Origin of the sequence: Gordonia tangerina (assembly GCF_021556435.1) — a bacterium.
GTDB classification, from domain to species: Bacteria; Actinomycetota; Actinomycetes; order Mycobacteriales; family Mycobacteriaceae; genus Gordonia; species Gordonia tangerina.
This window is the reverse complement of sequence record NZ_JAKGCU010000001.1, coordinates 370,515-397,111: the sequence shown is the minus strand read 5'-3', so window position 1 is coordinate 397,111 and position 26,597 is coordinate 370,515. Positions and strand designations below refer to the sequence as shown.

General features: G+C 67.1%; 26 protein-coding genes. 11 read left to right on the top strand and 15 right to left on the bottom strand.

The window, feature by feature from the left end:
- Positions 1–12: 12 nt before the first annotated feature.
- From L1892_RS01815 to L1892_RS01800, 4 genes are all read right to left on the bottom strand, one after another.
- Positions 13–1,380, bottom strand: coding sequence for a hypothetical protein (locus tag L1892_RS01815; protein WP_235721996.1), 1,368 nt, complete (start codon positions 1,378–1,380; stop codon positions 13–15).
- Between the two features lie 169 nt (positions 1,381–1,549).
- Positions 1,550–2,821: a lipase family protein gene (locus L1892_RS01810; protein WP_235721731.1), complete on the bottom strand. Its 1,272-nt coding sequence runs from the start codon at positions 2,819–2,821 to the stop codon at positions 1,550–1,552.
- A gap of 212 nt (positions 2,822–3,033) precedes the next feature.
- Positions 3,034–4,431, bottom strand: coding sequence for a GntP family permease (locus tag L1892_RS01805; protein WP_235721730.1), 1,398 nt, complete (start codon positions 4,429–4,431; stop codon positions 3,034–3,036).
- Positions 4,428–4,931, bottom strand: a complete 504-nt coding sequence (locus tag L1892_RS01800; RefSeq protein WP_235721729.1) for a gluconokinase — start codon at positions 4,929–4,931, stop codon at positions 4,428–4,430. The genes L1892_RS01805 and L1892_RS01800 overlap by 4 nt, the downstream gene beginning before the upstream one ends.
- A gap of 123 nt (positions 4,932–5,054) precedes the next feature.
- Here L1892_RS01800 and L1892_RS01795 point away from each other — a divergent pair, with 123 nt between their 5' ends.
- A complete protein-coding gene (locus tag L1892_RS01795) occupies positions 5,055–5,780 on the top strand; it encodes a FadR/GntR family transcriptional regulator (protein ID WP_235721728.1) in 726 nt (241 codons plus the stop codon).
- On the opposite strand, the gene L1892_RS01790 is transcribed toward L1892_RS01795, so the two are convergent.
- The 4 genes from L1892_RS01790 to L1892_RS01775 form a co-directional block, all read right to left on the bottom strand.
- Positions 5,771–6,115, bottom strand: a complete 345-nt coding sequence (locus L1892_RS01790) for a type II toxin-antitoxin system PemK/MazF family toxin (RefSeq protein WP_235721727.1) — start codon at positions 6,113–6,115, stop codon at positions 5,771–5,773. The genes L1892_RS01795 and L1892_RS01790 overlap by 10 nt on opposite strands.
- On the bottom strand, positions 6,109–6,357 hold the full coding sequence (locus L1892_RS01785) for a ribbon-helix-helix domain-containing protein (protein WP_235721726.1): 249 nt from the start codon (positions 6,355–6,357) through the stop codon (positions 6,109–6,111). The genes L1892_RS01790 and L1892_RS01785 overlap by 7 nt, the downstream gene beginning before the upstream one ends.
- Positions 6,358–6,518: 161 nt before the next feature.
- The gene (locus L1892_RS01780) at positions 6,519–7,541 is read right to left on the bottom strand and encodes an aspartate-semialdehyde dehydrogenase (protein WP_235721725.1); all 1,023 of its coding nucleotides are present in this window, start codon (positions 7,539–7,541) and stop codon (positions 6,519–6,521) included.
- A 2-nt stretch (positions 7,542–7,543) separates the two neighbouring features.
- Complete coding sequence (locus L1892_RS01775) at positions 7,544–8,809, bottom strand: aspartate kinase (protein ID WP_235721724.1); 1,266 nt, start codon at positions 8,807–8,809, stop codon at positions 7,544–7,546.
- 273 nt (positions 8,810–9,082) lie between these two features.
- Here L1892_RS01775 and L1892_RS01770 point away from each other — a divergent pair, with 273 nt between their 5' ends.
- The gene (locus L1892_RS01770) at positions 9,083–10,348 is read left to right on the top strand and encodes a putative hexosyltransferase (protein ID WP_372474938.1); all 1,266 of its coding nucleotides are present in this window, start codon (positions 9,083–9,085) and stop codon (positions 10,346–10,348) included.
- 161 nt (positions 10,349–10,509) lie between these two features.
- Here the strand turns inward: L1892_RS01770 and L1892_RS01765 are convergent, their stop codons facing one another.
- Positions 10,510–11,196 (bottom strand): TetR/AcrR family transcriptional regulator, encoded by a 687-nt coding sequence (locus L1892_RS01765; RefSeq protein ID WP_235721723.1) that lies wholly within the window; start codon positions 11,194–11,196, stop codon positions 10,510–10,512.
- A gap of 152 nt (positions 11,197–11,348) precedes the next feature.
- Between L1892_RS01765 and L1892_RS01760 the strand changes: the two genes are divergently transcribed.
- The 4 genes from L1892_RS01760 to L1892_RS01745 all read left to right on the top strand — a co-directional run bounded on the left by L1892_RS01760 (position 11,349) and on the right by L1892_RS01745 (position 16,296).
- A complete protein-coding gene (locus L1892_RS01760) occupies positions 11,349–12,926 on the top strand; it encodes an MFS transporter (protein ID WP_235721722.1) in 1,578 nt (525 codons plus the stop codon).
- A 9-nt stretch (positions 12,927–12,935) separates the two neighbouring features.
- On the top strand, positions 12,936–13,526 hold the full coding sequence (locus tag L1892_RS01755; RefSeq protein ID WP_235721721.1) for a nitroreductase family protein: 591 nt from the start codon (positions 12,936–12,938) through the stop codon (positions 13,524–13,526).
- A 154-nt stretch (positions 13,527–13,680) separates the two neighbouring features.
- A complete protein-coding gene (gene leuA / locus L1892_RS01750; RefSeq protein WP_235721720.1) occupies positions 13,681–15,534 on the top strand; it encodes a 2-isopropylmalate synthase in 1,854 nt (617 codons plus the stop codon).
- 309 nt (positions 15,535–15,843) lie between these two features.
- Complete coding sequence (locus L1892_RS01745; RefSeq protein WP_235721719.1) at positions 15,844–16,296, top strand: DUF6325 family protein; 453 nt, start codon at positions 15,844–15,846, stop codon at positions 16,294–16,296.
- Positions 16,297–16,312: 16 nt separating this feature from the next.
- Here L1892_RS01745 and L1892_RS24835 read toward each other — a convergent pair whose 3' ends face one another.
- Positions 16,313–18,982: a winged helix-turn-helix domain-containing protein gene (locus L1892_RS24835; RefSeq protein ID WP_235721718.1), complete on the bottom strand. Its 2,670-nt coding sequence runs from the start codon at positions 18,980–18,982 to the stop codon at positions 16,313–16,315.
- Between the two features lie 172 nt (positions 18,983–19,154).
- On the opposite strand from L1892_RS24835, the gene L1892_RS01735 reads away from it, so the two are divergent.
- Positions 19,155–19,307 carry a hypothetical protein gene (locus tag L1892_RS01735; RefSeq protein ID WP_235721717.1) on the top strand — a complete coding sequence of 51 codons (153 nt, stop codon included), beginning with the start codon at positions 19,155–19,157 and terminating at the stop codon, positions 19,305–19,307.
- A gap of 71 nt (positions 19,308–19,378) precedes the next feature.
- Here L1892_RS01735 and L1892_RS01730 read toward each other — a convergent pair whose 3' ends face one another.
- On the bottom strand, positions 19,379–20,845 hold the full coding sequence (locus tag L1892_RS01730) for a hypothetical protein (protein WP_235721716.1): 1,467 nt from the start codon (positions 20,843–20,845) through the stop codon (positions 19,379–19,381).
- Between the two features lie 239 nt (positions 20,846–21,084).
- On the opposite strand from L1892_RS01730, the gene L1892_RS01725 reads away from it, so the two are divergent.
- Positions 21,085–21,465 (top strand): SHOCT domain-containing protein, encoded by a 381-nt coding sequence (locus L1892_RS01725; protein ID WP_235721715.1) that lies wholly within the window; start codon positions 21,085–21,087, stop codon positions 21,463–21,465.
- A 38-nt stretch (positions 21,466–21,503) separates the two neighbouring features.
- Here the strand turns inward: L1892_RS01725 and L1892_RS01720 are convergent, their stop codons facing one another.
- Positions 21,504–22,643, bottom strand: a complete 1,140-nt coding sequence (locus tag L1892_RS01720; RefSeq protein WP_235721714.1) for an alpha/beta hydrolase family protein — start codon at positions 22,641–22,643, stop codon at positions 21,504–21,506.
- A gap of 89 nt (positions 22,644–22,732) precedes the next feature.
- On the opposite strand from L1892_RS01720, the gene L1892_RS01715 reads away from it, so the two are divergent.
- Both L1892_RS01715 and L1892_RS01710 read left to right on the top strand, forming a co-directional pair.
- Entirely contained in the window at positions 22,733–22,894 is a 162-nt protein-coding gene (locus L1892_RS01715) for a hypothetical protein (RefSeq protein ID WP_235721713.1), read from the top strand.
- 131 nt (positions 22,895–23,025) lie between these two features.
- On the top strand, positions 23,026–23,181 hold the full coding sequence (locus tag L1892_RS01710) for a DUF1059 domain-containing protein (protein ID WP_235721712.1): 156 nt from the start codon (positions 23,026–23,028) through the stop codon (positions 23,179–23,181).
- Positions 23,182–23,247: 66 nt separating this feature from the next.
- Here L1892_RS01710 and L1892_RS01705 read toward each other — a convergent pair whose 3' ends face one another.
- Positions 23,248–24,105: an oxygenase MpaB family protein gene (locus tag L1892_RS01705; protein WP_235721711.1), complete on the bottom strand. Its 858-nt coding sequence runs from the start codon at positions 24,103–24,105 to the stop codon at positions 23,248–23,250.
- 79 nt (positions 24,106–24,184) lie between these two features.
- Between L1892_RS01705 and L1892_RS01700 the strand changes: the two genes are divergently transcribed.
- A complete protein-coding gene (locus L1892_RS01700; RefSeq protein ID WP_235721710.1) occupies positions 24,185–24,811 on the top strand; it encodes a TetR/AcrR family transcriptional regulator in 627 nt (208 codons plus the stop codon).
- Here L1892_RS01700 and L1892_RS01695 read toward each other — a convergent pair.
- Positions 24,772–25,539, bottom strand: a complete 768-nt coding sequence (locus tag L1892_RS01695) for an acetoin reductase (protein ID WP_235721709.1) — start codon at positions 25,537–25,539, stop codon at positions 24,772–24,774. The genes L1892_RS01700 and L1892_RS01695 overlap by 40 nt on opposite strands.
- A complete protein-coding gene (locus L1892_RS01690) occupies positions 25,536–26,591 on the bottom strand; it encodes a 2,3-butanediol dehydrogenase (protein WP_235721708.1) in 1,056 nt (351 codons plus the stop codon). The genes L1892_RS01695 and L1892_RS01690 overlap by 4 nt, the downstream gene beginning before the upstream one ends.
- Between the last annotated feature and the right edge of the window lie 6 nt (positions 26,592–26,597).

Sequence of the window (26,597 nt, the reverse complement as noted above, 5' to 3'; positions counted from 1 at the left end):
GGCCATCCCGCCTCACCGCGAGATCTTCAGCATGCGCCCGACGGTTGCCTGCCACATCGTGCCGTCAGGGGCGATGGTGCCGGTGAGTTCGAGCGGTTCGTCGATCGGGCCATCCCCCACCCGGAGCGTGCGCACTCGTTGTCCGGTCGCGAAATCGGTTGCCACGTAATAGACCGGGCCCAGCTGCTGCACCGATCCGGGCACGTACGGGCCGTAACCGAGCGAGTTGATCAGGCCGTCTCCGCGGGTCAGTCGCGGCAGGGTCGCGATCCGGTCGCGGTTCTCCCAGACCCGGCGGCACCCGCTCGGCGACACGTCGATCCGGGTGGACCCACCCACGAACGGGGCATTCGTCGGCACGCTCGGTCCGGTGACCGCCATCGGCGGGTACTGGTAGCCGTAGGTGCTCGGGATCACCAGCGAGTCGCCCCAAGCCAGAATCGAGTTCTCGGTGCCCTGCCCCGAACCACCAAAAGCGGGCATTCGGCAGACCGTGGCGCCGGAATCACTGTCGTAGACGATCAGCTCCGGCCGCGCGGCGTTGTCGACGATCGCTACCCAGCTGTCCCCGCCGGGGCCGAAGTAGGTGGGGGTGGTCCCCGACCCCCAGGTCAGCTGACCGGGACGCCTCGCCGCACCACGGTCGTAACCTCGGCGCCACACCACACGGGGGACGCCGTCGGCGCCGGCGCGCATCTCGTAGAGCGCGTGCGTGGAGAGCACCGAGACCCCCGATTCCCGCACCGACAACCCGTTGCCCAGGTCTTCTCCGGGCCGCAGGTGCATCGAGCGGACTCGGGTGTCGTCGACAGTGCCCACCACCCCGTGGGTGGTCGCGAACCAGATCCGGTTGTCGAAGTCCGGCGCCAGACCGGTGATCGCGTCGCCGTCGGGGATGTGGCCGGAGACGTCCACGCGGTCGTCGACGTAGACCTGCCAGCCAATGGGGGTCTGGCGGTGTGCGACCCGGAGAATCTCACCCGATCCGTCGGCGACGACAACGCGGTCACGGCTGTCGAGGTAGCCGTAGACACCGCCCAGCAGTCCACCCTTGGCCAGCTGCAGCCGTGCCACCGGCGCGGCGGTCTGTGGATCGAACAGGGTGACCGTCGGTACGGCGAATTCCGGTGGCGCAGTGCCCACGAACTGCGTACACAACGACACGGGCATACCGTCGCTGCCGATGAACGTCGCCGCGCAGGCCCCGCCGGGTACCGAGGAACCGGCCAGGCGGGCGGTGCGTCCGGGGCCGCGGAAAGGCGTCGAATCCGTCGACCACAGATCGCCGTGCATCAGCGAGGTGCCGACGGGACCGACCCCGGCGGGCGGCTGCGGCGAGACAGCGGGCGCCGCGCCGGCCGAGGGTGTGGTCACCACCATCGTTGCCGCGATCAGCGCGATGATCGCGGTCCACCTCGACGTCCGCACCGTACCCACCGACCTCATCTCAGTCCCCCACACGGGCGACAGCACATCACATTCCCGATGCGCCCGGAAGCGTCTTGGGCGAGTCGAGCCGAATCAAGTGTCCTACGACGAGTTGTCGGCGTCAGCTGTCGAAATGCGTGAGCAGGAACTGTGTTCCCGGCAGCAATGTCGTCAGCATCGGCAACGCATGGTTGACCACCAGGCCCGGGAAGATCGGCGGGATCTCGTTGGTCACCAGCGCGACGTCGGCGCCCTGCGCGCGCCAATCCCGGTAGAGCTGCTGGACCTGGCCGTACGGGATGACGTCATCGCTGATGCCGCCCTCGAGCAGGACCGGGGCATTGGGCGTCAGGCGACCGATCCGCTGCTCGTCGACCGCCTTCTTGGCTGCCGGGCTCCGGTCTATGACCGCCGAAAGCGACTCCCCGGTACGCGTCCACTGAGTGGTGCGTTGGAACCCGAACGCGAGCCCGGTGTCACCGATGCACTGCGTGGCCACCTGGGAGAGCACGTGCCGTCCAAACGCCGTGGTCTCCCGGTCGAGTACCGGCTGCAGCGACGGATACCGAGCCGCGAGACCGTTGATCGCGTAGCCGATGGCGCCGGCGATGAACGTGCCATCGATCTGCTGGGTCACCTTGGCGAGATCGGCCGGCGGCGCACCGGCATAAGTCGCCTTGACGTTGAGTTCGGGCGCATAGGTCTGCGCCATTTCGGCGGCCGAGGCGGCGGCACCGCCGCCCTGCGAGTACCCGGAGAAGCCCACCGGTGCATCGTCGCCCGCCTTGGCCAGCCGGAGCGCCGCCCGCGCGCCGTCGAGCATGGCGGCACCGGATTCTCGCCGGTTCACGTAGGTGTGCACGCCCGGGGTGCCCATGCCGATGTAGTCGGTGATGAACACGCGGACACCGTTGATCAGCAACAGGTTCAACTCGAGCGCGGTGTAGTTGACCGCGATGCTCGGCTTCGCCGGATCGATGGCGAGGGGGAAGTTCATCATCTTGGAGCCGGCGCACTGGTCGCCTTGTCCCACGGTGCCGGGTCCGAGGACGACCGTCGGCCGCTTGCCGCCGCGCTGCCAGGGCGCGGTGGGCTCCACCAGCGTGCCGGTCACCGCGGCGGGTTTCCCGTCCTGATAGCTCGAGGTGTACATCACCCGGGTGGCCGTGCCCGGCCACTGGTTCGGCACGCCCGGGATCTGCAGCAGCAGCGGACTGGGCTCGCTACGGATGACGGCGCCGGGATCGGTGTCGAACTGCGCGGGCGGTGTATAGAAGTCGCCGGCGGCCGTCGCGGCCGGCGCTCCCACCGCCAGGCCGGAACCGACGACCAGACCGGTGACCACCAGCGCGATGAGTCGCCGTGGTGCCCAGGTAGTGTGCAATCGCCTCATTGAGATACTCCCCCACCTTTGTTTCATTCCCCAGTAAGCTACCGCACAGTAACATATTGGGGTGATCGGGGTCATCTTTCTCGCGATCACCGCGCCCTCGTCGACGCATCCTCCGAGCCCCACCCTCCCCGTCGACTGGGCGCCGTTCCCCGTTCACTGGGCGCTGTTTCTCGTCGGCTGGGCGCTGTTTCGCGTCGACTGGGCATGCGCGGTCAGATCACCAAACCGAGCAGGAGTACGACGATCAGACCGGTCACCGACAACACGGTCTCCATCATCGACCAGGTCTTGAAGGTCTGACCCACACTCATCCCGAAGTACTCCTTGACCAACCAGAACCCGGCGTCGTTGACGTGCGACAGGAACACTGAGCCGGCGCCGATCGCCAGCACGACCAGCGAGGTCTCCCCCGAACTCAACCCGTCGACCAGCCCGAGCATCAACGACGACGCGGTGATGGTCGCGACCGTGGCCGATCCGGTGGCCAGGCGGATGAGCGCGGCCAGCGTCCAGGCGAGCAGCAGCACCGAGATGTTGACGTCCGTGGCCCAGTCGGCCAACAGGGTGCCGATACCAGTGTCGACGAGGACCTGCTTGAAGCCACCGCCCGCGGCCACGATGAGCAGGATGCCGGCGATCGCGGGGAGGGCTGCACCGGTACATTTGGAGATCGTGTCCCGATTCATCCCCGACCCGCGGCCGAGGGTGAACATGGCGACCACCACGGCGATCAGCAACGCGATGACGGGCGTGCCGAGGACGTCGAGCACCTGGCGCACGATCTGGTTCTCGTCGTCGACGAAGATCTCGGCTAGGGCCTTGCCCAACATCAGCACCACCGGCAACAGGACGCTGAACATGGTGACCGCGAAGCTCGGGCGGCGGGTGGTGGGCCCGTCGGCGGGATCGGCGGCGAAGGTATCGGGGATCGGTACCGTCACCCAGCGACCGGCAAAGGTGCCGAACAGCGGCCCGGCCACGATGATGGTCGGGACAGCCACCAGCACACCGAGCGCCAGGGTGGTACCGAGGTCGGCGCCGAGTGCGTCGATCGCGACCAGCGGACCAGGGTGCGGCGGCACGAATCCGTGCATCGCCGACAGACCTGCGAGCGCTGGGATACCGATGGTGATCAGACCCAACCCCGAGCGCCGGGCGACCAGGTAGATCACCGGCATCAGCAGGACGAGGCCGATCTCGAAGAACATCGGCAGGCCGATGATCGCGCCGACGAGCGCCATCGCCCAGGGCAACATCCGTGGCGAGGCGTGCCCGACGATGGTGTCCACGATCTCGTCGGCACCACCGGAGTCGGCCAGGAGTTTGGCGAACATCGCACCGAGGGCGATGAGGATACCCACACCGGCCGCGGTACTGCCGAACCCATCGGTGAAGGACTCGAGCAACGTCGGGATCGATTCGCCGGCAACAATTCCGACGGTCGCGGCACCGCCGATCAGAGCGAGGAACGGATGCACCTTGGCGATCGTGATCGCCACGACGATCACCGCGATGCCGGCCAGCGCCGCAACGATCAGCTGCCACCCGGGGGCAATGGGTTCGGGGAGTTCGGCGTCGGCGGCCAGTACCGCCGTTTGTAGGGTCGTCATGACTGGTCGTTCTCCTGAAGAAGGGCGACGGACTGTTCGACGATCGCGTCCACGCTCTGGTCGACGTCGACCACACCGCCGGCCTCGTCGGGGCCGAGCGGCTCGAGAGTGTCGAACTGCGACTGCAGCAGTGTCGCGGGCATGAAATGTCCGGGGCGCGAGGCCTGCCGGCGGGTGATGACCTCGATGGGACCGTCGAGATGAACGAAGAAGACCGACGGCGCATGTGCGCGCAGCTGGTCACGGTAGGAGTGTTTGAGCGCCGAACAGCTCACCACGCCGCCGTCGGCGTGCTGCGCCAGCCACTGTCCGATGGATTCCAGCCAGGGACGACGATCAGCGTCGTCGAGGGCGCGACCGGCCGACATCTTCGCGATGTTCTCCGGCGGATGAAAGTCGTCGGCATCGGCGAACGGCGCCCGCACCCGCTGGGCCAACGCCGCCCCTACGGTCGACTTCCCCGACCCCGACACCCCCATCACGACCACTGGTGACCGCATCAGAACTCCTACCTGTTGTGCTTCTGGTCACAGAGATTGCCTCAATAGTCATACTTTTGCAAGTACGAGCGCTCACAAGTACTCATATTCGGTCGATGCGTGGAGTAATGACAAGATGAATGGGTGAGTCAGGACACTTCCGGCATCGGCAAACGGCACGACCAGGTCCTCACGTCGATCGGACGACGCATCGTCGCGGGTGAGCAGCCACCAGGCAGCGTCCTCACCCTCGACGGCATCTGCACGCAGTACGAGGTGTCGCGCACCGTGGCGCGTGAGGTGATCCGGGTCCTGGAATCGATGGGCTTGGTGAGCTCACGGCGCCGGGTCGGTATTACGATCCAACCGCAGACCAAGTGGAGCGTGTTCGACCCCCGCCTGATCCGGTGGCGCCTCGACGGCGACAACCGCGCCGATTTTCTGCTCACCCTGTCGGAGCTACGTCGCGGCTTTGAGCCGGTGGCCGCGGCATTGGCCGCCGAGCGGGCCGACGAACATCAGTGCCGCATCCTCGCGGCGGCGGTGTCGGACATGGTCGTCCACGGACGCAGCGGCGACCTGGACGCTTACCTACTGGCCGACAAGATCTTTCACCGTGCCCTACTGGAAGCGAGTGGCAATGAGATGTTCCGCGCCCTCGCCGAGGTGGTCTACGAGGTCCTCGCCGGACGCACCCATCACGGCATGATGCCGGACAGGCCGAATCCGGAAGCCATTGCGTTGCACGATGATGTCGCGCGAGCCATCCGCCTGGGCAACCCGGTGGCGGCGGAGAACGCGATGCGCGCCATCATCGTCGAAGCCGCGGCGGCCGTGACCGACGGGGATCGACCGCCGGGTTATAGGTGAAGGGATGTGCGTAGTCCGCGGTCTACGTCGTTGAGCAGGGCAAGAGGAATGCTGCCGGCGTGATCGGTGAGGTCGGCTTTGTTCAGGGTGATCAGGGCGGTGACGTTGACGACGGAGTCTTTGGGTAGTCCAGTGGCGGCTGCGGGCAGGAACACGTTGCCGGGCATGGTTGCCAGGTTGGTGTTGGAGGTAATGACCGCTGCGATGACGGTGGCTATGCGGCTGGCGTTGTAGCTGTCGTCGGAGATGACCACGACGGGACGGCGTTTGGCCGGGCGTGAGCCCGATGGTGCACCGAGATCGGCCCAGTAGATGCCGCCGCGTTCGATCACCACTCGGACGCGGCGAGGACGTTGCGACCCATGGCAACGGCCTCCTCGGCGGAGGAATCAGAGGTAGTGGCCGGTTGTTCGTCGAGTGCGGTGTTGATCTGGTGGGTGATGGAGGTGGCGTCGAGGGTATCGAGATAGCTGCCCACGGCGCGAGCGAACAACTCCGAGCGACTCAGGCCGAGCTCTCGGGCTCGGCGCGTTGCTCGTTCGAAGGTGTCGTCGGGGATCGAGATGGCGGTCTTCATGCCTAGAGTATAACCCGGTATTACCGGTATGCGTCCGTACAAATCCTTCGGCGACCCCCCGTCCCCCTTGTCTGCGACGCCCATCTGGGCGGCCGGTCACCGAGACGAAACGCCCGCCACGACAACCTGTGTCGTGGCGGGCGTTAACGTGGCGTCGAAGTCTAGACGAGCAACTCGGCGATCTGAATCGTGTTGAGTGCAGCGCCCTTTCGCAGGTTGTCGCCGCTGACGAACAGCGCGAGACCGCGGCCGTCCGGCACACCCGGGTCCTGCCGGATTCGGCCGACCAGCGAGTTGTCCTTGCCCGCCGCCGCCAGCGGGGTCGGCACGTCGGAGAGTTCGACTCCGGCTGCGGCGCCGAGGATCTCCTGCGCCTCCTGCACCGACAACGGGTTTGCGAACTCGGCGTTGATCGACAGCGAGTGCCCGGTGAACACCGGCACCCGCACACAGGTTCCGCTCACCAACAGCTCCGGCAACCCGAGGATCTTGCGGGACTCATTGCGCAGCTTCTGATCTTCGTCGGTTTCGCCGGAACCGTCGTCGACCAGCGAGCCGGCCATCGCGAGCACGTTGAACGCGATGGGCGCGACGTACTTGTCGGGTGCCGGGAAGTCGACGGAGCCGCCGTCGTAGACCAGCTTCTCGGCGTCGCCGACCACGGCGCGGGTCTGCGATGCGAGTTCCTCGACACCGGCCAGCCCACTACCGGACACCGCCTGATAGCTCGAGACGATGAGGCGCTGCAGACCGGCCGCGTCGTGCAGCGGCTTGAGCACCGGCATCGCGGCCATGGTGGTGCAGTTCGGGTTGGCGATGATGCCCTTGGGCGGGTTCTTCGCCAGCTCGCCGTTGACCTCGGACACCACCAGCGGGACGTCGGGGTCCTTGCGCCAGGCCGAAGAGTTGTCGATGACTGTCGCACCGGCTGCGGCGAACCGCGGCGCCTGCTCCTTGGACATGGTGCCGCCGGCAGAGAACAACGCGATGTCCAGGCCCGAGGGGTCGGCCGTGGCGGCATCCTCGACGACGATCTCGCCGTCGCCCCACGGTAGCTTTTTGCCCGCCGACCGCGACGACGCGAAGAACCGAACCTCATCGGCCGGGAACTTGCGCTCGGCCAGCAGGGTACGCATGACGCCACCGACCTGGCCGGTCGCGCCCACAACTCCGATACTCACCATTTCTATCGCCCCGTTCCCCCGTAGACGACGGCTTCCTCATCGCCACCGAGATCGAACGCCGCATGCAGCGCGCGCACGGCGTCGTCGAGTTCGGTGTCGCGGCACAGCACCGAGATGCGGATCTCCGAGGTGGAGATGAGCTCGATGTTGATGCCGGCGTTGCTCAGCGACTCGCAAAAGGTGGCGGTGACGCCGGGATGGCTCTTCATGCCGGCGCCCACGAGCGACACCTTGCCGATGTGATCGTCGTAGAGCAGATCGGTGAAACCGATCTCGTCCTTGAGCTTGGTCAGCTTCTCCACGCCGAGCGGGCCGAGCTCGCGCGGCAGGGTGAAGGTGATGTCGGTCTTGCCGGTGTCCACCTTGGACACGTTCTGCAACACCATGTCGATGTTGATCTCGGCGTCGGCGACCGCGCGGAAGACCCTTGCCGCGTAGCCGGGCTTGTCATCGAGGCCGACCACAGTGATCTTGGCTTCGCTGCGGTCATGGGCGACGCCGGTGAGAATGGCTTCTTCCACGGGAATGTCCTCCATCGAACCGGCGACGAGTGTGCCGGGTTTTGTCGAGTACGACGAGCGCACATGAACAGGGGTGTTGTAGCGGCGCGCATACTCCACGCAGCGCAGCATCAGCACCTTGGCGCCACAGGCGGCCAGTTCGAGCATCTCCTCGAAGGAGACGGTTTCGAGACGCTTGGCATCGGGCACGATGCGCGGGTCGGCGGAGTACACGCCGTCGACATCGGTGTAGATCTCGCAGACATCAGCCTTGAGCGCCGCAGCCAGCGCGACCGCCGTGGTGTCGGAGCCACCGCGACCGAGCGTGGTGATGTCCTTGGTGTCCTGGGCGACACCCTGGAAACCGGCGACCAGCACGATCTTGCCCTCGTCGAGGGCGCTACGGACGCGGCCCGGCGTGACGTCGATGATCTTCGCCTTGCCGTGGCTGCTGGTGGTGATGACACCGGCCTGCGAACCGGTGAACGACTGCGCCTGCGCGCCCAGCGAGCTGATCGCCATGGCGACCAGCGCGTTGGAGATGCGTTCACCGGAGGTGAGCAGCATGTCCATCTCGCGCGGCGGCGGAGTCGGGTTGACCTGCTGTGCCAGATCGAGGAGTTCATCGGTGGTGTCACCCATTGCGGAGACCACCACTACGACGTCGTTGCCCTGCTTCTTGGTCTCGACGATGCGCTCGGCGACACGGCGGATCCGCTCGGCCGTTGCAACCGAGGAACCGCCGTACTTCTGCACAACGAGTGCCACGTCGACCACCTTTCGGGGGTTGTCGGATGGTGCATCGCCCCAGTTCGGAAACGCTCGACGTTGAGCAGCGGGGCGAACCTTAGCGGCCATCACCTTACCGGCGGCGACCTTTCTGCCCGAATCCACCACCCTCGGCCACGTGATCCCAGACACATATCCGGGCACGGTCGGCGGCGTCTGCCGGTCGATTCCCTCGGATGGACTGTGATCGCCCGGCGATGGCCCGGCGAGTGTGGTGGTCGACACGTCGCGGGTCGTCCTACCATCGCTGAGGTGGCCACCGGAACCGACGTCGGTGCCTCCGCACGCGGTGGGCGCGTGCCGCGGCGCAACTCAGCCTCCCCCACCGCACCCACGTCCGGTGGCCGCAGCGTATGGGAGTTCTTCGCTCGTCCGGCGGTCCGCAGTTGGATCGAACCGATCCTCGTGTTCCTGGCCATCCGGGCGGTCGGGATCGCCGTGTTGGCGCGATTCGCCCAACTCCGCGACACGACCCTGGGCGACTCCCTCTGGCTGTGGGACGGGCAGTGGATGGTCGCGATCGCCGAGTACGGCTACCGCGACGTCCCGTTCACCCAGACCGACGCCCGCGGTCTGCACACCCCGGACACCGCCTACGCGTTCTTCCCCGGATATCCCCTGCTGGTCGGGGCGGTGGCGAAACTGCCGTTGATCACCCCCTACGGCGCCGCGATCACCGTGAACGTCGTGTTGGGATGTGTGGCCGCAGTCGGCGCGGCACGATTGGGCCGCTGGTGCGCCCGTCTGATGGCCGATCGCTCGCCGATCGGCCCGGCGAATCCCCGGCGTACGGGACTGCTCCTGGTGGCGTTGTTCGCGGCCACGCCGATGTCGGTGGTGCTGAACATGGCATACACCGAGGCGCTGTTCTGCGCGCTCGCGGTGTGGGCGTTGATCGGGGTCCTCGAACACCGTTGGTTGCTGGCCGGCACATGCGCGCTGTTGGCCGGCGCGACGCGGCCGACCGCGGTGGTGGTGGTCGGGGTGGTGATGCTGGCGGCCGTGCTGTCTCGCCGGGATGGCTGGCGGGCCTGGGCGGCGGTCGCGATCAGCCCCCTCGGCTATCTCGGTTACCTCGCGGTGGTGTGGTGGCGAACGGGTTCGCCGACGGGCTGGTTCCGCATCCAGACCGAGGGCTGGGGCACCCGGTTCGACTGGGGACGCTCGACCTTCGACTTCGTCAACGACACCCTCGTGCATTCCGGTGAGGTGGCTCCGGTCGCGACCTCCTGGATCATCGTCAGCACGCTCGGGATGCTGGTGCTGGCGGTGTGGTCGCGAATGCCGTGGCCGGTGCTGCTCTACGGGGTGTTGGTGGTCGCGTCGATCGTCTTGTCGAGCGGACTGATGATGAGCCGCGGCCGACTGCTGCTGCCGGCCTTTGTGCTGCTAATACCCCTCGCGGTGATCATGGCGCGGTGGCGGGCGGGGGTGGCCGTTGCGGCGATGGTGCCGATCGTCCTCGGCAGCGCGTGGTTCGGCGCACACATGCTGACGGTGTACCCGCACGCGATGTAGGAGACCACCCCAGCCGGTCTTTGAGAGACAACACCCCGCGCCCGACGGTACCCGAAATGCACCCCAGCAAAGCGCCCTCGCCAGCTGCGCGGTTGACACTATGCCGATGGCGCCGCTGTGGTGGGCGCATTTTTCGGAAGTATTGGCTTCGCCGGCGCGTCTCAGCCCTCGCCGCGGGCGGCGAACCCGGCACACAGGTAGGCGATGCCGTCCTCGAGGCGGGCTCGGGGATCGACCAACCGCGCCGACACCGGGTTGGCGCCCAGCGAGGACAGGTGCGGAGCCAGCACCTTTGGCTGCCCGGCGATGAGATCGGCCAGACCGTCGGGCCCCTCGGACGGTTTCTCCGCCCGCAACAGGTCGTCGCTCACCGCCACCAGCGCGACGCCGTGCACGTGACTCCATACCGTCAGCGCCATGCCGGTGGCCTCGACGAGGTCGACACCGAGGTCGAGGAAACCCGCGGCGAACCAGTCCAGGCAGCGCAGCGATTCGTCGCCGAAACTGTGCCGCGGCGAGGAGTAGGCGAGCACCACCCAGGGGTGGCGCCGGTAGAGCTCCCAGTCGATGTCGACCACCACCCGGACGCGGTCGCGCCAGCCCCACGGCCCGGGGTCGGCAACCGGATAGGGAAACCGGCGACCGATCTCCTCCGACATCTCCTGCAGCAACGCATCCTTGTCGTCGACGTGGCGGTACAGCGACATCGCCCCGACACCCAGGTCATCGGCGATCCGCCGCATCGACAACGCCCCGATCCCGTCGCGATCGGCCACCGCGATCGCGGCGTCCACGATCGCCTCCAGCGTCAGTTTCAGGCTCGCGGCCCCCTTGTCCGCTGATGCCACCGACCGCTCCTTTCCGCATCACCCACGCAGGCGTCATCATCTGCGGGAATAAATGATTTGCGTACAGCGTACCCACATGGAGTACCGTCATTGCGTACGGCGTACGCGACCGGGTCGTCGTCGCCGTCCCAGCAGATCCAAGGAGCGTTGTCATGTCCGTCCTCACCCCCTCGTCCGATCGGCACCGGAACCCGTCCGGCACCGATCGACGTATGTGGTGGGGCCTGGCGGTGCTCACCCTCCCGGTCCTGTTGGTGTCGATGGACTTCTCCGTCCTCTACCTCGCGATCCCCGCCATCACCGACGCCCTGGCGCCGACCGCCGCGCAGCAGCTGTGGATCCTCGACATCTACGGCTTCCTGATCGCGGGCCTGCTCATCACCATGGGCAACGTCGGCGATCGCATCGGTCGGCGGCGTGTGCTGCTGATCGGCGCGGGTATGTTCGGCGTGGCCTCGGTGGTCGCCGCGTTCGCGCCGAACGCGGCGGTACTGATCGCGGCGCGGGCGTTGATGGGTGTCGGCGGTGCCACCCTGATGCCGTCGAGCCTGTCGCTGATCGCGAACATGTTCCCCGACGCCCGCGACCGTGCGAAGGCGATCGGCGTGTGGACCGCCGCCTTTGCCGGCGGCAGCGCGATCGGACCGGTGGTCGGCGGCGTGTTGCTGCATCACTTCTGGTGGGGTGTGGTCTTCCTGATCAACGTGCCGGTGCTGGCGGTGCTGTTCGTCGCCGCCCCGCGTCTCGTCCCGGAATACCGGGCACCGGTGGTGGCCCGCTTCGACGTGGTCGGCGTGGTCCTGTCGTTGCTGGGCATCCTGCCGCTGGTGTACGCGGTCAAAACGATGGCCGCCGAGGGCACCGACGGCGGAGTGGTCGCGATCGGACTGTTCGGCGTGACGATGTTGGTCGCCTTCCTGGCCCATCAGCGCCGCGCGCCCGCCCCCCTGCTGGACCTCGCCCTGTTTCGCAACCCGCAGTTCAGTGCGGCCGTCTCGGTGGCACTGGTCGGCATGATGGCGCTGGGCGGGATGTCGTATCTGACCGGTGTGTACCTGCAGTCGGTCCGCGGTTTCGACGTCCTGACCGCGGCGCTGGCCGGTCTGCCGATGGCAGTCGCCGTGGCCGTGTTCTCCATCGGCGCGTCCCGGGTGGTTGCGGCGTTCGGCCTGCGTACCGCCTTCGTCGGGGCGGTGCTGTTCGCCGCGCTCGGCAACCTCGGACTGGTGGCATTGTCGCTGTCCAGCCCACTGTGGGTGTATCTGCTGTTCACGTCGATCGCCGGCATCGGGTACGGCATCGTGTTCAGTCTGGTGTCCGATGTCGTCGTGGGGTCGGTGCCGGTGGAACGCTCCGGTGCCGCGTCCGGCATCTCCGAGACGAGTTTCGAACTGGGCACCGCGATGGGACTTGCCCTGCTCGGATCGCTGGCGACGTTGGTGTTCCGGGAACGCTCCGACGGCTGGAGCTTCGGCGACACCCTCGGCGACACGCTGCACCGGGCCACCGAGATGGGCACCGGCGGAACCGAACTCGCCGACGCCGCCCGCGTTGCCTTTGTCGATGGGATGCACGCGGCGTCACTGGCGAGTGTGATCGCGCTCGGGGTGCTCGCAGTGGTCCTGACCGTGGTCATGCGCACCCGCACCGCGTCGCGGACCGACGACCCGACGTCACGCACCGCAGCGCACGACACCGAGGTCGCCGACGTGGACGCCGTGCGCCCGTAACCTGGCGGCGTGCACGAACTCATCGCCGGTCGGCGCAGCGCGCGCGGCTACGACCCCGACGCCACCATCTCCGCCGACGACCTCACCTCGATCCTCGAGGCCGGACGCTGGGCACCCACGTGGGGACGCGTGCAGCCGGTGCGGTTCATAGTCGGCGTGCGCGGCGACGCCACGTTCACCGGGCTCACCGAGATCCTCACCCGCGGCAACGCGGGGTGGGCGCCCGCGTCGGCGGCCCTGGTGCTGGTGTGCACGGCCGCCGAACCCGACGATGAGAAGGCACGCACCTATGCTGCCGTCGACGTGGGTTTGGCTGTGTCGCAGATGATCCTGCAGGCGCAAGCAACCGGTTTCAACGGCCACCCGATGGCCGGATTCGATTCCGACGCGGCCCGGGCCAGGTTCGCCATTCCCGACGAGAGACGTCCGCTCGTGCTGCTCGGTATCGGCCAGATCGCCGATCCCGAGGCCGTGGCGCCCGACATCCGCGAACGCGACGCACGTCCACGCACGCGCCTGCCCCTGGATGAAGTGGCCTTCGCCGGCATCTGGGGCACCCCGTATCCGGCAAACGACCGACCTCGGTCAGAGGGCATTTGATCCGCGACCGTGGCGGGGAGTACAGTCCAGCACATGCAGCGTGCACTCCTTCTCGGTTGCCGCGGCGGGGTCTGATTCGACCGGCCCTCCGTCGCGGGGCCCTTTCACGCGCCGGTCTTCCTCCCCCGATCTGATTCACGGAGAATGACCCATCATGGCAGCAGCAGATAGCTTCACCTCCGGCACGAGCCGCATCGTCGAGCCCGCCGGACCGATTCCCGCAGACCAGCCGGTCTGGAACACCCAGCGCAGTTCGGCGATGCCGGTACACCGCTACCGCCAGTTCGCCGACGAGGTCGAGAACGTGTCGGTACCCGACCGCACCTGGCCCGACCAGACCATCACCACCGCCCCGCTGTGGTGTGCGGTCGACCTGCGCGACGGCAACCAGGCCCTGATCGACCCGATGAGCCCGGCCCGCAAGCGTCGGATGTTCGAGTTGCTGGTCCGCATGGGCTACAAGGAGATCGAGGTCGGCTTCCCGTCGGCTAGCCAGACCGACTACGACTTCGTCCGCGAGATCATCGAGGACGGCGCCATCCCCGACGACGTGACCATTCAGGTGCTGACCCAGTGCCGACCGGAACTGATCGAGCGGACCTTCGACGCGTGCCGCGGCGCCAACAAGGCCATCGTGCACTTCTACAACTCCACCTCGGTGCTGCAGCGCCGAGTGGTGTTCCGCGCCGACAAGGACGCGATCACCAAGATCGCCACCGACGCCGCCCACAAGGTTCTCGAGGAGCAGCAGAAGTACCCCGACACCCAATGGCGTTACGAGTACTCGCCGGAGTCCTACACGGGCACCGAGCTGAGCTATGCCAAGGAGGTGTGTGACGCCGTCACCGAGATCATCGCCCCCACGCCGGAGAACCCGATGATCCTCAACCTGCCGGCGACCGTCGAGATGGCCACCCCGAACGTGTACGCCGACTCCATCGAGTGGATGCATCGCAACCTGGCGCGACGCGACTCGATCATCCTGAGTCTGCACCCGCACAACGACCGCGGAACCGCCGTCGCCGCAGCCGAACTCGGCTACCAGGCCGGCGCCGACCGCATCGAGGGCTGCCTGTTCGGCAACGGCGAGCGCACCGGCAACGTCTGCCTGGTCACCCTGGGCATGAACCTGTTCAGCCGGGGCGTCGATCCGCAGATCACCTTCTCCGATATCGACGAGATCCGGCGCACCGTCGAGTACTGCAACCAACTCAACGTGCCCGAACGCCACCCCTACGGCGGCGACCTGGTGTACACCGCCTTCTCCGGCAGTCACCAGGATGCGATCAACAAGGGCCTCGACCAGATGAAGTACGACGCCGACGACGCCGACCAGGATATGGACGACATTCTGTGGCAGGTGCCGTATCTGCCCATCGACCCGAAGGACGTCGGCCGCACCTACGAGGCGGTCATCCGCGTCAACAGCCAGTCCGGCAAGGGCGGTGTCGCCTACATCATGAAGGCCGACCACGGCATGAACCTGCCGCGCCGGCTGCAGATCGAGTTCAGCAAGGAGATCCAGAAGATCACCGACGGCGAGGGCGGTGAGGTCAACCCGAAGGAGATGTGGGACGTCTTCGCCGAGGAATACCTGAACCCGATCCGCCCGCTGGAGCGGATGCGCCAGAAGGTCGATGCCGCCGAGGTCGATGGCGGCGAGGACTACATCACTGCCGTGGTCAAGGTCGACGGCGTCGAGCGGGAGATCAGCGGCAGCGGCAACGGCCCGCTCGCGGCCTTCGTCGACGCACTGTCCACCGTCGGTTACGACGTCCGGGTACTCGACTACAGCGAGCACGCGCTGACCTCCGGCGGCGATGCAAGCGCGGCCGCCTACGTGGAGACCGAGGTCAACGGCGAGACCGTGTGGGGTGTCGGCGTCGCATCGTCGATCACCACGGCGAGCCTGCGCGCGGTGGTGTCGGCGGTCAACCGCGCCTACCGGGTGGCCGGTCCCGACCGCGGCGCCGACACCGAGACCGCGCCGCGGACCTGGGCTCCCTGATCCGCCGACACGATCTGGCCGGCGCAGTCCGGACAGATCACCCCGCGTGCGTCCCCGACGCCGCACGATGACTCGCGATGCCCGGACGACCTCCGCGCGCATCGTGGCAGAGACTGGGCCCGGAACCCATGTGAAGCGGGCGATCCCCGCCGAGGAGTTCCGGCCCATTCTCGTGCTCGGGCGCGCTCTGCAGGCAATCACCCGTTCCGGATGACGACGCGCGCGCGGATCGTCGAACACAATCGAGACCAGGTCATCTCGGTGAGCCCATCGCACCGAGGGCCGCCCGTCGCCGGCGAGGAGGAGCGTATGACCACCCCGCCCGGAACCGATTCACACGACCTGGGTCCGATCGATTATCTGGTCGTCGAACTCCCGCACGGAACAACGACTCTGACCAACAAGATGATCGATCACATCGCGCGATCGGTCGCGGATCGCACGCTGCGAATCCTCGAACTGCTCATCGTCGGGCGGGACAGCACCGGCCATGTCACGGTCACCGAGTTCGAAGACTTGGCCGACGCAGGACTGCGTGGTCTGGACGTCTCACTCGTGGAGATACTCGCCGTTGAGGATGTGGAGAACCTGGCCGGCGCGATCGCGCCCGGCCGGTGTGCGGCGGTCATCGTGTGGGAATACCTGACGGCGGCATCCTTCAGCGCCGCAGCCCGCGAGTCCGGGGCGAAGCTGGTGGCACAAGGACGAATTCCGACGCAAGCGATCGCCGCAACCCTGCGTGGTGACGACGACAACGACTGAGACGTGGCCTGGCCGCTCAGATCAGATGTCGCTCCCGCGCCCGATCGACCGCGTCCCGGCGTGAGGACACCCCGAGCTTGCGATAGATCGACTGCTGATGGGTTTTCACCGTGTTCACCGAGACGAACAGGTCCGCCGCGATCTCGGCCGCCTTGTACATCGTCGGAAGGTACTGCAACACCATCAGCTCTCGGTCGGTCAACGACTCCACCGGCGGCACAACGACTGTCGAGTCCGGTGTGCCGACTCGCCCGCAGACGCCGAGCAGGTCGCGGACGAACTCCGGATCCTCGGCGGTCACGTGCTCCAATCGGGTGAGCAACGCCGCCACCGGCGCACCACCGGCCACGAACGGCCGGATCTGACGCACCGGCGCGGCCAGCCGTACTGCCGCCGTCAGGTGCTGCAGGGCAGCCACGTCTCGGTGAAGTCGCGCCCACGCCACAGCTGTCAGGATCTCCGCCTCGACCGCCTGCAGCCGATGCGGCGCGAATCCGTCGGCGGTGCCCAGCACGTCGATCGCCACTGCCGGGCGGCCCGCAGCCAGCTGCGCCTTCGCCAATACGACGCGGGTCAGCGCCCCTTCGTAGGTCGCTGACGCGTCCGGCCGCGTCAGCGACGTGATCACGGATTCGGCCTCCCCCATCAGGATTCGGGTCTCCGCGATCGCCACGTCGTACCAGCTGCGCACCAACGGGGGCAGCCCGGAGGTCGATCGCCGCGCGATTTCCAGGCGACGGCATTGTGCGCGCGCCGCGTACACGTCGGCCCGTGTCACCGCGACACCCACCGCGACGGCCTCACCGATCAGCAACGCCGCGGTATCGGTGCCCGGCCCCACGGCACGCCGCGCCATCGACACCGCCCGATCGGCTGCGTCGAGATCATGCCGTTCGAGATCCAGCAGGGCCTGCGCCGCGTACAGCGCCACCGCCTGCGGCTGCCGCGTCCACCCTCGCCGCTCGACCAACGCGGTCATCGCCGCGATGCGATCGGCGACGACCCCCAGTTCTCCCCGCGTCACGTCGATCAGGGCCAGGTAGGTCTCGGCAGCCAGCGCGGTGAGGCCCAACCCGAGATCCTCGGCCGTCGCCGCACTCCCGACGAGTTCCGTTGCGGCCGCGTCGACCTCACCTCGATGGAACAGACCGATCCCCCGGTTGTTACGCGCCATGAGTGTGTATGCCCGGGCCGCCGGGATCTCGACCCGGGACGCCGACGCCACCAGGTCCAGGACCTCGTCGCAGCGATCGATCAGCTCGGGCAGACGAGAACTGCGCGCTGTCACCATCCGGGTCAGCGCGATCAGAATCCGTGACCCCGGCGTCGCTCGGGCGGGCTCGGCGTCCAGGAGTTCGGCGGCGTCCTCGGCATTGCGCGACATCTCGCCGAAGTCGCCGCGGTGATAGCAGAGGACCGCGGCGGCCAGGAGCGTGTCGGCAGTCGGACGTCGGGCCGCCTCGCGGGCCGCCGACTCGAGCGCACCCGCGAGCTCAGATGCCTGCGGCGACAACACCAGCGGCCCGGCGACATCGCCGAGCACAGTGGTCACCTCGTGCCAGGCCCCAGCGCGGGCGAAGTGGTCGATCGCCGCGATCGGGTCGTCGTTACGAACACACCAGTTCGCCGCGCGGCGATGCAGATCGGCAGGCGCGTCGGGATTCTCGGCGCCCAGCCGATCGATGAGCAATTCCCGGAAAAGCGGATGATAGGCGTACCAGTCCGGCCGATCGGCCAGTCGGACGGTCAGCACGTTGCGCGCGACCAGATCGTCGAGGACTCGACGGCTGTCCGCGCGCCCGGTCAGTTCCCGCGCCAACGACGGTGTGATGCTCTCCCCGACAGACGTGGCCAGCAGGAATCGACGGTCGGTCGGCGCGAGATCCTCGAGGACCTCTTCCAGCAGGTAGGCGGCCACGAGATCATTGCGGCCGGTGAGCCGATCCGACGTGACGTGTCCGAGGTCGTCGCGGGCGCTGAGCACCGCCAGACGCAAACCGGTCGCCCATCCCTGGGTCCGTTCGAGGAGCGTATCCACCTCGGTGGCGTCGAACTCGCTGCCCACCATCCGGCCGAGATCGACGACGTCGTCCCGGGTGAATTGCAGATCGCGCATGCCGACCTCGATCAGCCGCCCCTCGAGCCGTACTCGCTGCAACCGCAGGTCCGGGGCCGCGCGCGTGATCAGTACCAGCCGCAGCCGCTCGGGTTGCCGCGCGACCAGGTGCCGGATCGAGTCCATGACGTCGGGCGCATCGATTCGGTGCACATCGTCGAGCACCAGGGTCACCGGGGTGGGCGACGACGCGAGTCCGTCGACGATCATGTCCACCTCGGGCTCGGCGAATGCCGGCCCGGGCGCGATGTCGAGCAACGCACCCGACCCGGTTGACGCACCGCCCGCGGTGAGCGACCCGAGGATGTCGCTCCACAGGGCACGCATGCCGTGGGGCTCACCGACCGCGAGCCACGCGACCGGACCGTCGGCCACGCGGTGCTGCAACCACGATGCGACGGCGAGTGACTTTCCGTAACCGGCACCGGCCTCGACGACCGCGATATCGCCGGGGCCACAGGCACTGAGCGTCTGGTCGATCCGGTGCCGATGTACGTAGGCAGGAGGCAGCGCCGGCCGTGCGGTGCGCAGCCGCAATCCCGGCGCCAGTCGACCGCTAGGTGCGTCCACTCGGTACCCACTCCGTGTCACCCCGACCCGACCTCGGGGACCCGCGAAGATGATATCGGCAAGCCGGTGAGAGGGCGAGAGGGCGAGCAATCATCCGGTCCGGGTGACCACCCCGGCGGCAGTGGCCTGGCATCATCGAGGAAAAGTCACCACACGAGGGAGGCGATCGGAGATGCCGATGCGCCACGGTCGGCTCAGCCGGCGCGCAGTGATCGGACATCCCGTCGTCCGGTCACCCGCTCCCCCGGATTCGGCGTCGCTGGTCGCCAAAGGTGTGGCGCGGCGCAAGACGCGCGACGGACGCAGCGGAAACGACGGCTCCTGAGGCTGGTTGCGGTGCTGCGCGCGGTGTGAGGGTGGCCCTTCGTGACGCGGCCTCGCACGCTCGACCGCTGATCAGGGACCAGGGGTCGCGGCCTCGGCCGCCACCTCGCGGCGCGCAGGCCGCATCGCGATCTCGAGAGCCGCCAGCGCCAGGCAGGTGATCACGACAGTCCAGATCACCACGAGTCCGGTCGGGTAGGACCAGAACATCAGGATGAGCGCGGCACCGACCACCACGGCGATCCGCACCGGGATACGGGCCTGATAAAGGGCTTGCTCCACAGCATTCGGTGCACGCTGCTTGCGCCGCGCGTCGAGAGCTCCGATCCCGCCGGTGAATCCACGCCGGATCGCCTGCGCCGATCGGGAGCCGCCGGCGAAGAACACCACAAGCGCCACCACCAGCGCGGCGACCGCGACCGCCCGCAAGGCCAACCGCAACGGATTGACGACGGTATCGAAGATCACCCGCGCGGCATCGGGAGCGAGTACGTCGGCCGGGATCTCGCTCATGTACACGGCACGACCGATGAGCAGTCCGATGGCCAACAACAGCATCGCCACCACGATCGAGACCGCGACCACCGCGGTCATCCGCAATCGCCGTCCCGCTCCGATGACCGCGATGGCGCCGATGGCGGCGGCGAGGGCCAGCCACGGCAGCACATCGGCGACCTTGTCCAGCGCGTTCACCCACCGTTGCGCGTTCGCCAGCTGCGGGGACTCGAACACCACGAAGCTCTTGTCGACCTGAGGGATGTTGTTCGCGAAAGCGAATCCGCGGTCGGAAAGGATCTGTTTGACCTGTTCGATGATCGGGCCGAGCTCGATGCTGATGGCGCCGTTGGGATCGACCTCGACCGCACCGCGCTCGGTGTCGCCGGTGAGCACCGCCACCACCGACTGGTGTGCGGCACGGTTGGCCGTCACCCACAGTTGTTCGAACTGGTCGGACTGCACGAATCGGCTCACGGTCTGCTCGATGAACGACTCGGCCTGGTTGGCCAGCACCGGAGCCAGACCGACGACGGTCTGGTCGATGCGGGGACGCTCGGCCGGAGTCAGATCCACGAGTTGCTGCAGCGCGTCCTCGGTGATCTGCCGGATGTCGACCTGCTCGTCGATCGCGGCGGTGATCGCGTCGGTGACCTGGCCCTGCACGGCCGGATCTGATGCCAGCGGCGCCACCGTCGTCAGATAGTGGTCGGTGTCGAGGAGTTCGCCACGCACGTAGCGCGTCGTCACCGACAGCAACGTCAGCAGGGCACACAGCACCACGAGTACCACCGCGGTGAAACGTCGCCAGAACATCCGACGTTGCGGTGCCGGGGTGGCGCGCAGTTCGGCGACCTGCGCCCGCAGGCGTTGGAGTTCGGCCCGCTCGTCGGGGTCGAGTGGGCCCTCTTTTCCGTCGACTGGGCCCTCTTTCTCGTCGACTAGGCGCTCCGCAGCGGTCCCCGCGGGGTGTTGCGCACCGGCGTCTTCCGGACGATCGGCACCCGCGTCCGGTTCGGGATGCCCTCCGGTCGGCTCACTCACGTCGTGTCTCCGCTCTGTCGATGCCCGCGAATCCTCGCATGGCGAGATCGAACCCGCCGGTCAATGCTCCGACCTTCCCACGAGATGGACACCGACCACATCCTCCGTGCCGGGTGAGTACGCGACGACGACCCGGAAGTCACCCATTCCAGGTGATCCGCCGTGGGCTCGCAGCAGGCATTCTGACCTGACGATCCGTCTGCGGCATCGCCATGCCGCCACGTTCAAGGAGTGACGACATGTGGGACTCGTTCTGGGACTTCATCTGGTACACCGTGGTGATCTTCATCTTCGTGGCGTACCTGATGATGCTGTTCTGGATCATCAGCGACCTGTTCCGCGATCGGGCCCTGTCGGGCTGGTGGAAAGCCGTGTGGATGGTGTTCTTGATCTTCATCCCCTGGCTCACCGCGCTGGTCTACCTGATCGCGCGCGGTCCCGGTATGTCCCAGCGCGCCGCCGAGACCCAGAGCCAGATGCAGCAGCAGTCCGACGCCTACATCCGGTCGGTGGCCGGCAAGTCTTCAGCCGACCAGATCGCCGACGCGAAAGCACTTCTGGATGCCGGCACCATTGATCAGCAGGAGTTCGAGGCGCTGAAAGCCAAGGCGCTGAGCTGAGCTGACCGCGCCACCGTCGGGGATCAGCCGGCGAGGGTTCAGTCGGCGGGGATCACCCGGTCCAGGAAGTCGAGGACGTCGTCCATCCCACCGTCGGCCCGCAGGTCGGTGTGATCGCTGTTGATCGTCTTCAACTCGTAGTCGGTCCCCGCCTTGCGGAACGCACGCAGCAGCGCATAGGTCATCGGAATCGGCACGGTGAAATCGCGCAGGCCGTGCACGATCAGGATCGGACCGCCCTGCTCGCGCACGGGCACCTCCATGTACCTGCGGAGCGCGTCACGAAAGGTGTCGTCGCCGAGCGACTTCGACAGCAACGCATCGGGCCGGGTGCCGTCGAGGATCGACTCCCATTGCGGACCACACGATCGGCCCACCTCGGCTACGACCCGCCTGCCGAAGTCCGAGAGATACGTCGACACGTCGACATCGTGCTGGTTGGCCGACATCCCGGCCAGAACAGCGGCCAGCGGCCCGGACATCGCCCGCGGCAGGGCGGGGATCCCGGGCCGCATCAGCGGGATGACATCCTCGAAGTTCGATGCCGGGGCCAGTGCGGCAGTACCGCGGAAGTCGAGTTCAGGCGCATAGTCGTGTGCGTAGTGGCCGGCGGCGAGCGCCGCGTGGCCACCTTGCGACGACCCGGCAGCGGCCCAGGTCTCCGAGAGCCCGAGGATCACCGTGCGCGCGGCTCTGACGATGTCGATGACCGCGGTCGCCTCCGAGCGTGTGTGCAAGTAGGCGTGCGGGCCGAGCGAATTCGGACCGAGCCCGACGTAGTCGGTCGCCACCACGGCATATCCCGCCCCGGTGAGGGCGCCGACGACCGGCGCCGTCGATCGGATGAGATCGCCGGAATCGGCCAGGCCACAGCTCTCACCGAGCCCGGAGGTGCCGTGCGCCCACGAGATGATGGGCCATCCCCCGCGAGGTCGGGCACCGTCGGGCAGCGCGACGATGCCGCTCGCCGGTACCACAGCGCCGCGCGCATCCTTCGTCAGATACGACAACCGCAGCACCCGATCCAGTCCGCCCCACTCCCCCAACTGGGTCAACGCGATCGCACGCCCCGGTTGACCGGCAACCGACTGTGCGGAGGTGGGCGCGCCGACGATGACAGACCCCATCATCGCCACGACACCGAGCAGCACGAACAGGATCGTGCGCGATCTGCGCATATGTCACACACCGCGGCCGGATGTGAGAGTCCCAACCGTCAGCGTCTGCTGAGGTGCCACGGGACTCCTTCGTTCGGACAATGGATGTCATGAACACTCTAGCGATGGCTTCCGCGCTGGCCCTGGTGGCGGTGGCGACCGTGACCACCGGCGCGGTGGGCGCTCTGATCGGAATCGTCTCCCGCGCCGACGCGCACCCCGCACCCGTTCGGGTCCCGCGCCAACCCCCGGACGTGGTCCCACACCGCTGAATCGGCCCGCACGGTCCCTATCGGCACCAGCCGTCCATGTGAGACGCTCGCCACAGGTACGCTCACGCAAGTTGCGGAACACACCATGTGACGAGAACACCTGGCATCGGCCGAACGAGGTGAGGATCGAAATGAACCGACCGAAGACGCGTCTGACCTGTCCGTGCGGCGAGGCGATCAAGGGCGCCGACGAGGACGAGCTGGTGGTGAAGGTGCGCGAGCACCTCAAGGAGAATCACCCGGGACACGACTACAGCCGCGACGAGATCTTGTTCATGGCGTATTGAGTCGACGCCCGGCACGTGTGGCGTGGCCGAGATCCGCGTCCGTCAGGCCCCGGACGTTGCACTCACCTACTCGACATGCACCGGGCAGCCCGGTGCGAAGGTGCCCATCTTCTCGATGTCGTATCCGTTGGGGTAGGAGCGGATTCGTGGCATGTTCTGCACCAGCGCCGGCTTGCGCCGTGCCGGGAAGTACCGGAGAGCCCGGGCACGCGCCTTGAGCGCACCGACCGACAGCGCGCGTGCCACCGGGCCGGGTTCGGGATACCGGAACGCCGTGATCAATGGTTCGTCCATGAGCGACCGGCTGAAGATGTTGACGGCCCGTGCGGCGATCGACGGATAGAACGAGGCCATCAGGTCCATGGTCGAGTCCGCGACGCGACGCGCCCCGTCGTCGAAGGCGAAATGCTCGTCCTCATAGGCGTCCATCAGGGTCTCGAACTCGTCGTAGGTGTCCGGGATGTCCTTGATCGCCATGTGCCGGCCGAGATCCTGGTAGTAGCGGACCATCGCGACGCGCTCATTCGCCTGAAGTTCACGCCACCCGAACCGCGCCAGCCACCGCACCGGGACCACCACGAACGTCGACAGCACGTAGCGCATGTCGTCGTTGGAGATGTCGTACATCTTGTGCATCTGGTTGATGCGACGGATGGCGGCCTTGCCGGATGCACTGTCGAAACCTTCGACGAGGGGAACCTCGAGCAGGATCGCGGTGTCGTCATAGCGCTTCTGGGTCTGCCGGGTGAACGCGCCTGTGCGATCGAGCAGGTTACCGATGCTCGGGACAGCGTAGGTGCGGAACAGCGCGAAACTCAGTGACTGGTTGATATCCCATGGGAATTCGTAGGTCGACAGGTTCCGGTAGATCTCCACATACCGGGTCTCCGGGTCCAGTCCGGTGTTGCGGTTCGTTGTGCTCACAGCTGTCTCCTCATCTGGATGGGAGATAGCGTAAGTGCACTTATGGTTTTGTGCAACCCATCACATCTACACTGTCGATGTGAGCTCCACAGCGAAGAAGACCAGTACGCCGTCACACTCGGCACGAGTCCGGTATCTGGACGCGGGCCTGCGTGTTTTGGCAGATCAGGGACACGCGGGGTTGAAGTTGGCGACCGTGTGTGAAGTCGTCGGCGCCACCACGGGTTCGTTCTATCACGCGTTCTCGAACTGGCCCGCCTACACCTCAGCGCTCATCCACCATTGGCGCGAGAAGGAGAGTCGGCGTCCGATCGCCGAGGCCCGCACGGTGACCGACCCGGTTGCCCGCCTGCAGTTCCTGACCGACATCGCGATGCGATTGCCCCATGACACCGAGGCGGCGATCCGGGTGTGGGCCGAACACGACCCCGACGTGCGCGCCGTGCAGGACGACGCCGACGACGAACGACGCCGGTTCATCTCCGACACCTATCTCGAGGTGGTCGGAAACCGAGCCGACGCCGATCATTACGCCACTGCGGCGATGTATCTTCTGGTCGGCTACGAGAACGGCACCCTCCGATCTCGGGAGACACTCGAGTGGGCTTTTCAGACCTTCATCGAGCAGGCCCTGCGCCAGGCCGGACGTATCGCCGAGACGACGACTCAGCGGAAGACCAGCCCTCCGTCAATCAGCACGGCCTGACCGGTCATGTAGTTCGAATCCGGTCCAGCGAGGTACGAGACAAACGCAGCCACATCTTCGGGCGTCTGCGCGCGCCCCAACGCGATACCGCCGACGAACTTCTCGTAGGTCTCCCCCTCGGCTGCCCCGGTCAGCTCGGCAAAACGTTTGTCGATGGTCACCCACATATCGGTACCGACCACCCCCGGACAGTAGGCGTTGACAGTGATACCTTGCGCCGCGTATTCCTTTGCAGCGGCTTGCGTCAGGGCACGCACCGCGAACTTGGTAGCGCTGTAGACACCGAGCATGGGGAACCCGTCGTGGCCGGCGATGGAGGAGGCGTTGATGATCTTTCCCCGCGTGCCGTTTGCGGTGAATCGCGCTGCTGCGGCTTGGATTCCCCACAGCACGCCGTTCACGTTGACCGACCAGATGCGCTCTAGCTCGTCGGGCCGCACGTCGTCGATCGGCGCGACCTGGGCGATGCCGGCGTTGTTGATCATGACGTCGAACCCGCCGAGCGCCTCCTGAGCGTCATCCACGGCGGCGAACACCTGTTCCCGGTCGCTGACGTCGGCGACGAACGCGGTGGCCTTGCCGCCGAGTCCGCGGACCTCGTCGACTACCGAGCCGATACCGGCCTCGTTGACGTCGACGAGCGCGATGTCGTGTCCGTCGGCAGCCAACCGCAGCGCGATGCCACGGCCGATGCCCTGACCACCGCCGGTGATGAGTACGACGCTCATGCCGCCACCTCCGCCGGGTCCACGAGCACCTTCATCTTCGCTCCGGCATGCAGCGCGTCGAAGCCGTCGTCCACCACGCGATCGAGACCTATCGTGTCCACCCACCCTGTCGTGTCGTACCGACCCTGCGACATGAGATCGATGACGGCGTCGAAGTCCGCCGAGGTGTAGCAGAGCGAACCCTGAATGCGGGACTCGTTCATCACGAGCCGCTGAAGTGTTGTGGTCAGCGGTTTCTCGTAGATGGCGACGCTGACCAGCGGCTGTCGGGCACCGATGCAGTCGAGTGCCGTGTTGACGGCCGGTTCCACCCCGGCCGCGTCGAAGATGGCGTCGGCACCCCGACCGTCGGTGGTGTCGGCGACGAACTCCGCGACGTCGAGCGAAGTCGGGTCGAGTGTCGTCGCGCCCAACGCCTCGATGGCGGCGCGTCGCGTCGCCGACGGCTCCACCACGTACACGTTCTCCAGCCCCTTGCCACGCAGGGCGAACCACAGTCCGATCCCAATCGGCCCGGCACCGAACACCATCGCGGTGTCGTCGGCCTGTGGCTGCCCCAGCGTCGCCGCGTGGTATGCCACCGACATCGGTTCGACGAGCGCGCCCAGCTCGAGTGAGACGTTCTCCGGCAGTTGATGAATCATGTTCGCCGGGACCACTGTGTACTCGGCCATTCCACCGTCGGACATCAAGCCGTGAAAGCCGATGTGCTGACAGATGTTGTAGTTGCCGACTCGGCACGGGCCGCAGTGCCCGCAACGGTAGATCGGTTCGATGGCGACCCGATCACCGGCATGAACGCCGGTGACGCCGTCGCCGACCTCGGTGACGGTGCCCGAGAACTCGTGACCGAGCACCAGCGGCAACTGTGCTCCAGTGAGCGGGTGCGGCTCGGTGGGGATGAAGATCGGTCCGGCAAAGTACTCATGCAGATCTGTGCCGCAGATCCCGTTGAAGCCGACCTGCACCTTGACCTCACCCGCGCCGGGCGAAGGTTCGGGTACGTCGGCGATCTCCACCTTGTTCGCGCCGTAATAGACAGCTGCTCGCATCAGTTC

Bases quoted from the DNA above. Each gene is read 5' to 3' on its own strand.
- L1892_RS01815 (WP_235721996.1), bottom strand. From the start codon at position 1,380: ATGGTGGTGACCACACCCTCGGCCGGCGCGGCGCCCGCTGTCTCGCCG.
- L1892_RS01810 (WP_235721731.1), bottom strand. From the start codon at position 2,821: ATGAGGCGATTGCACACTACCTGGGCACCACGGCGACTCATCGCGCTG.
- L1892_RS01805 (WP_235721730.1), bottom strand. From the start codon at position 4,431: ATGACGACCCTACAAACGGCGGTACTGGCCGCCGACGCCGAACTCCCC.
- L1892_RS01800 (WP_235721729.1), bottom strand. From the start codon at position 4,931: ATGCGGTCACCAGTGGTCGTGATGGGGGTGTCGGGGTCGGGGAAGTCG.
- L1892_RS01785 (WP_235721726.1), bottom strand. From the start codon at position 6,357: ATGAAGACCGCCATCTCGATCCCCGACGACACCTTCGAACGAGCAACG.
- L1892_RS01780 (WP_235721725.1), bottom strand. From the start codon at position 7,541: ATGGTGAGTATCGGAGTTGTGGGCGCGACCGGCCAGGTCGGTGGCGTC.
- L1892_RS01760 (WP_235721722.1), top strand. From the start codon at position 11,349: ATGTCCGTCCTCACCCCCTCGTCCGATCGGCACCGGAACCCGTCCGGC.
- leuA (WP_235721720.1), top strand. From the start codon at position 13,681: ATGGCAGCAGCAGATAGCTTCACCTCCGGCACGAGCCGCATCGTCGAG.
- L1892_RS01745 (WP_235721719.1), top strand. From the start codon at position 15,844: ATGACCACCCCGCCCGGAACCGATTCACACGACCTGGGTCCGATCGAT.
- L1892_RS01735 (WP_235721717.1), top strand. From the start codon at position 19,155: ATGCCGATGCGCCACGGTCGGCTCAGCCGGCGCGCAGTGATCGGACAT.
- L1892_RS01725 (WP_235721715.1), top strand. From the start codon at position 21,085: ATGTGGGACTCGTTCTGGGACTTCATCTGGTACACCGTGGTGATCTTC.
- L1892_RS01720 (WP_235721714.1), bottom strand. From the start codon at position 22,643: ATGCGCAGATCGCGCACGATCCTGTTCGTGCTGCTCGGTGTCGTGGCG.
- L1892_RS01715 (WP_235721713.1), top strand. From the start codon at position 22,733: ATGAACACTCTAGCGATGGCTTCCGCGCTGGCCCTGGTGGCGGTGGCG.
- L1892_RS01710 (WP_235721712.1), top strand. From the start codon at position 23,026: ATGAACCGACCGAAGACGCGTCTGACCTGTCCGTGCGGCGAGGCGATC.
- L1892_RS01695 (WP_235721709.1), bottom strand. From the start codon at position 25,539: ATGAGCGTCGTACTCATCACCGGCGGTGGTCAGGGCATCGGCCGTGGC.
- L1892_RS01690 (WP_235721708.1), bottom strand. From the start codon at position 26,591: ATGCGAGCAGCTGTCTATTACGGCGCGAACAAGGTGGAGATCGCCGAC.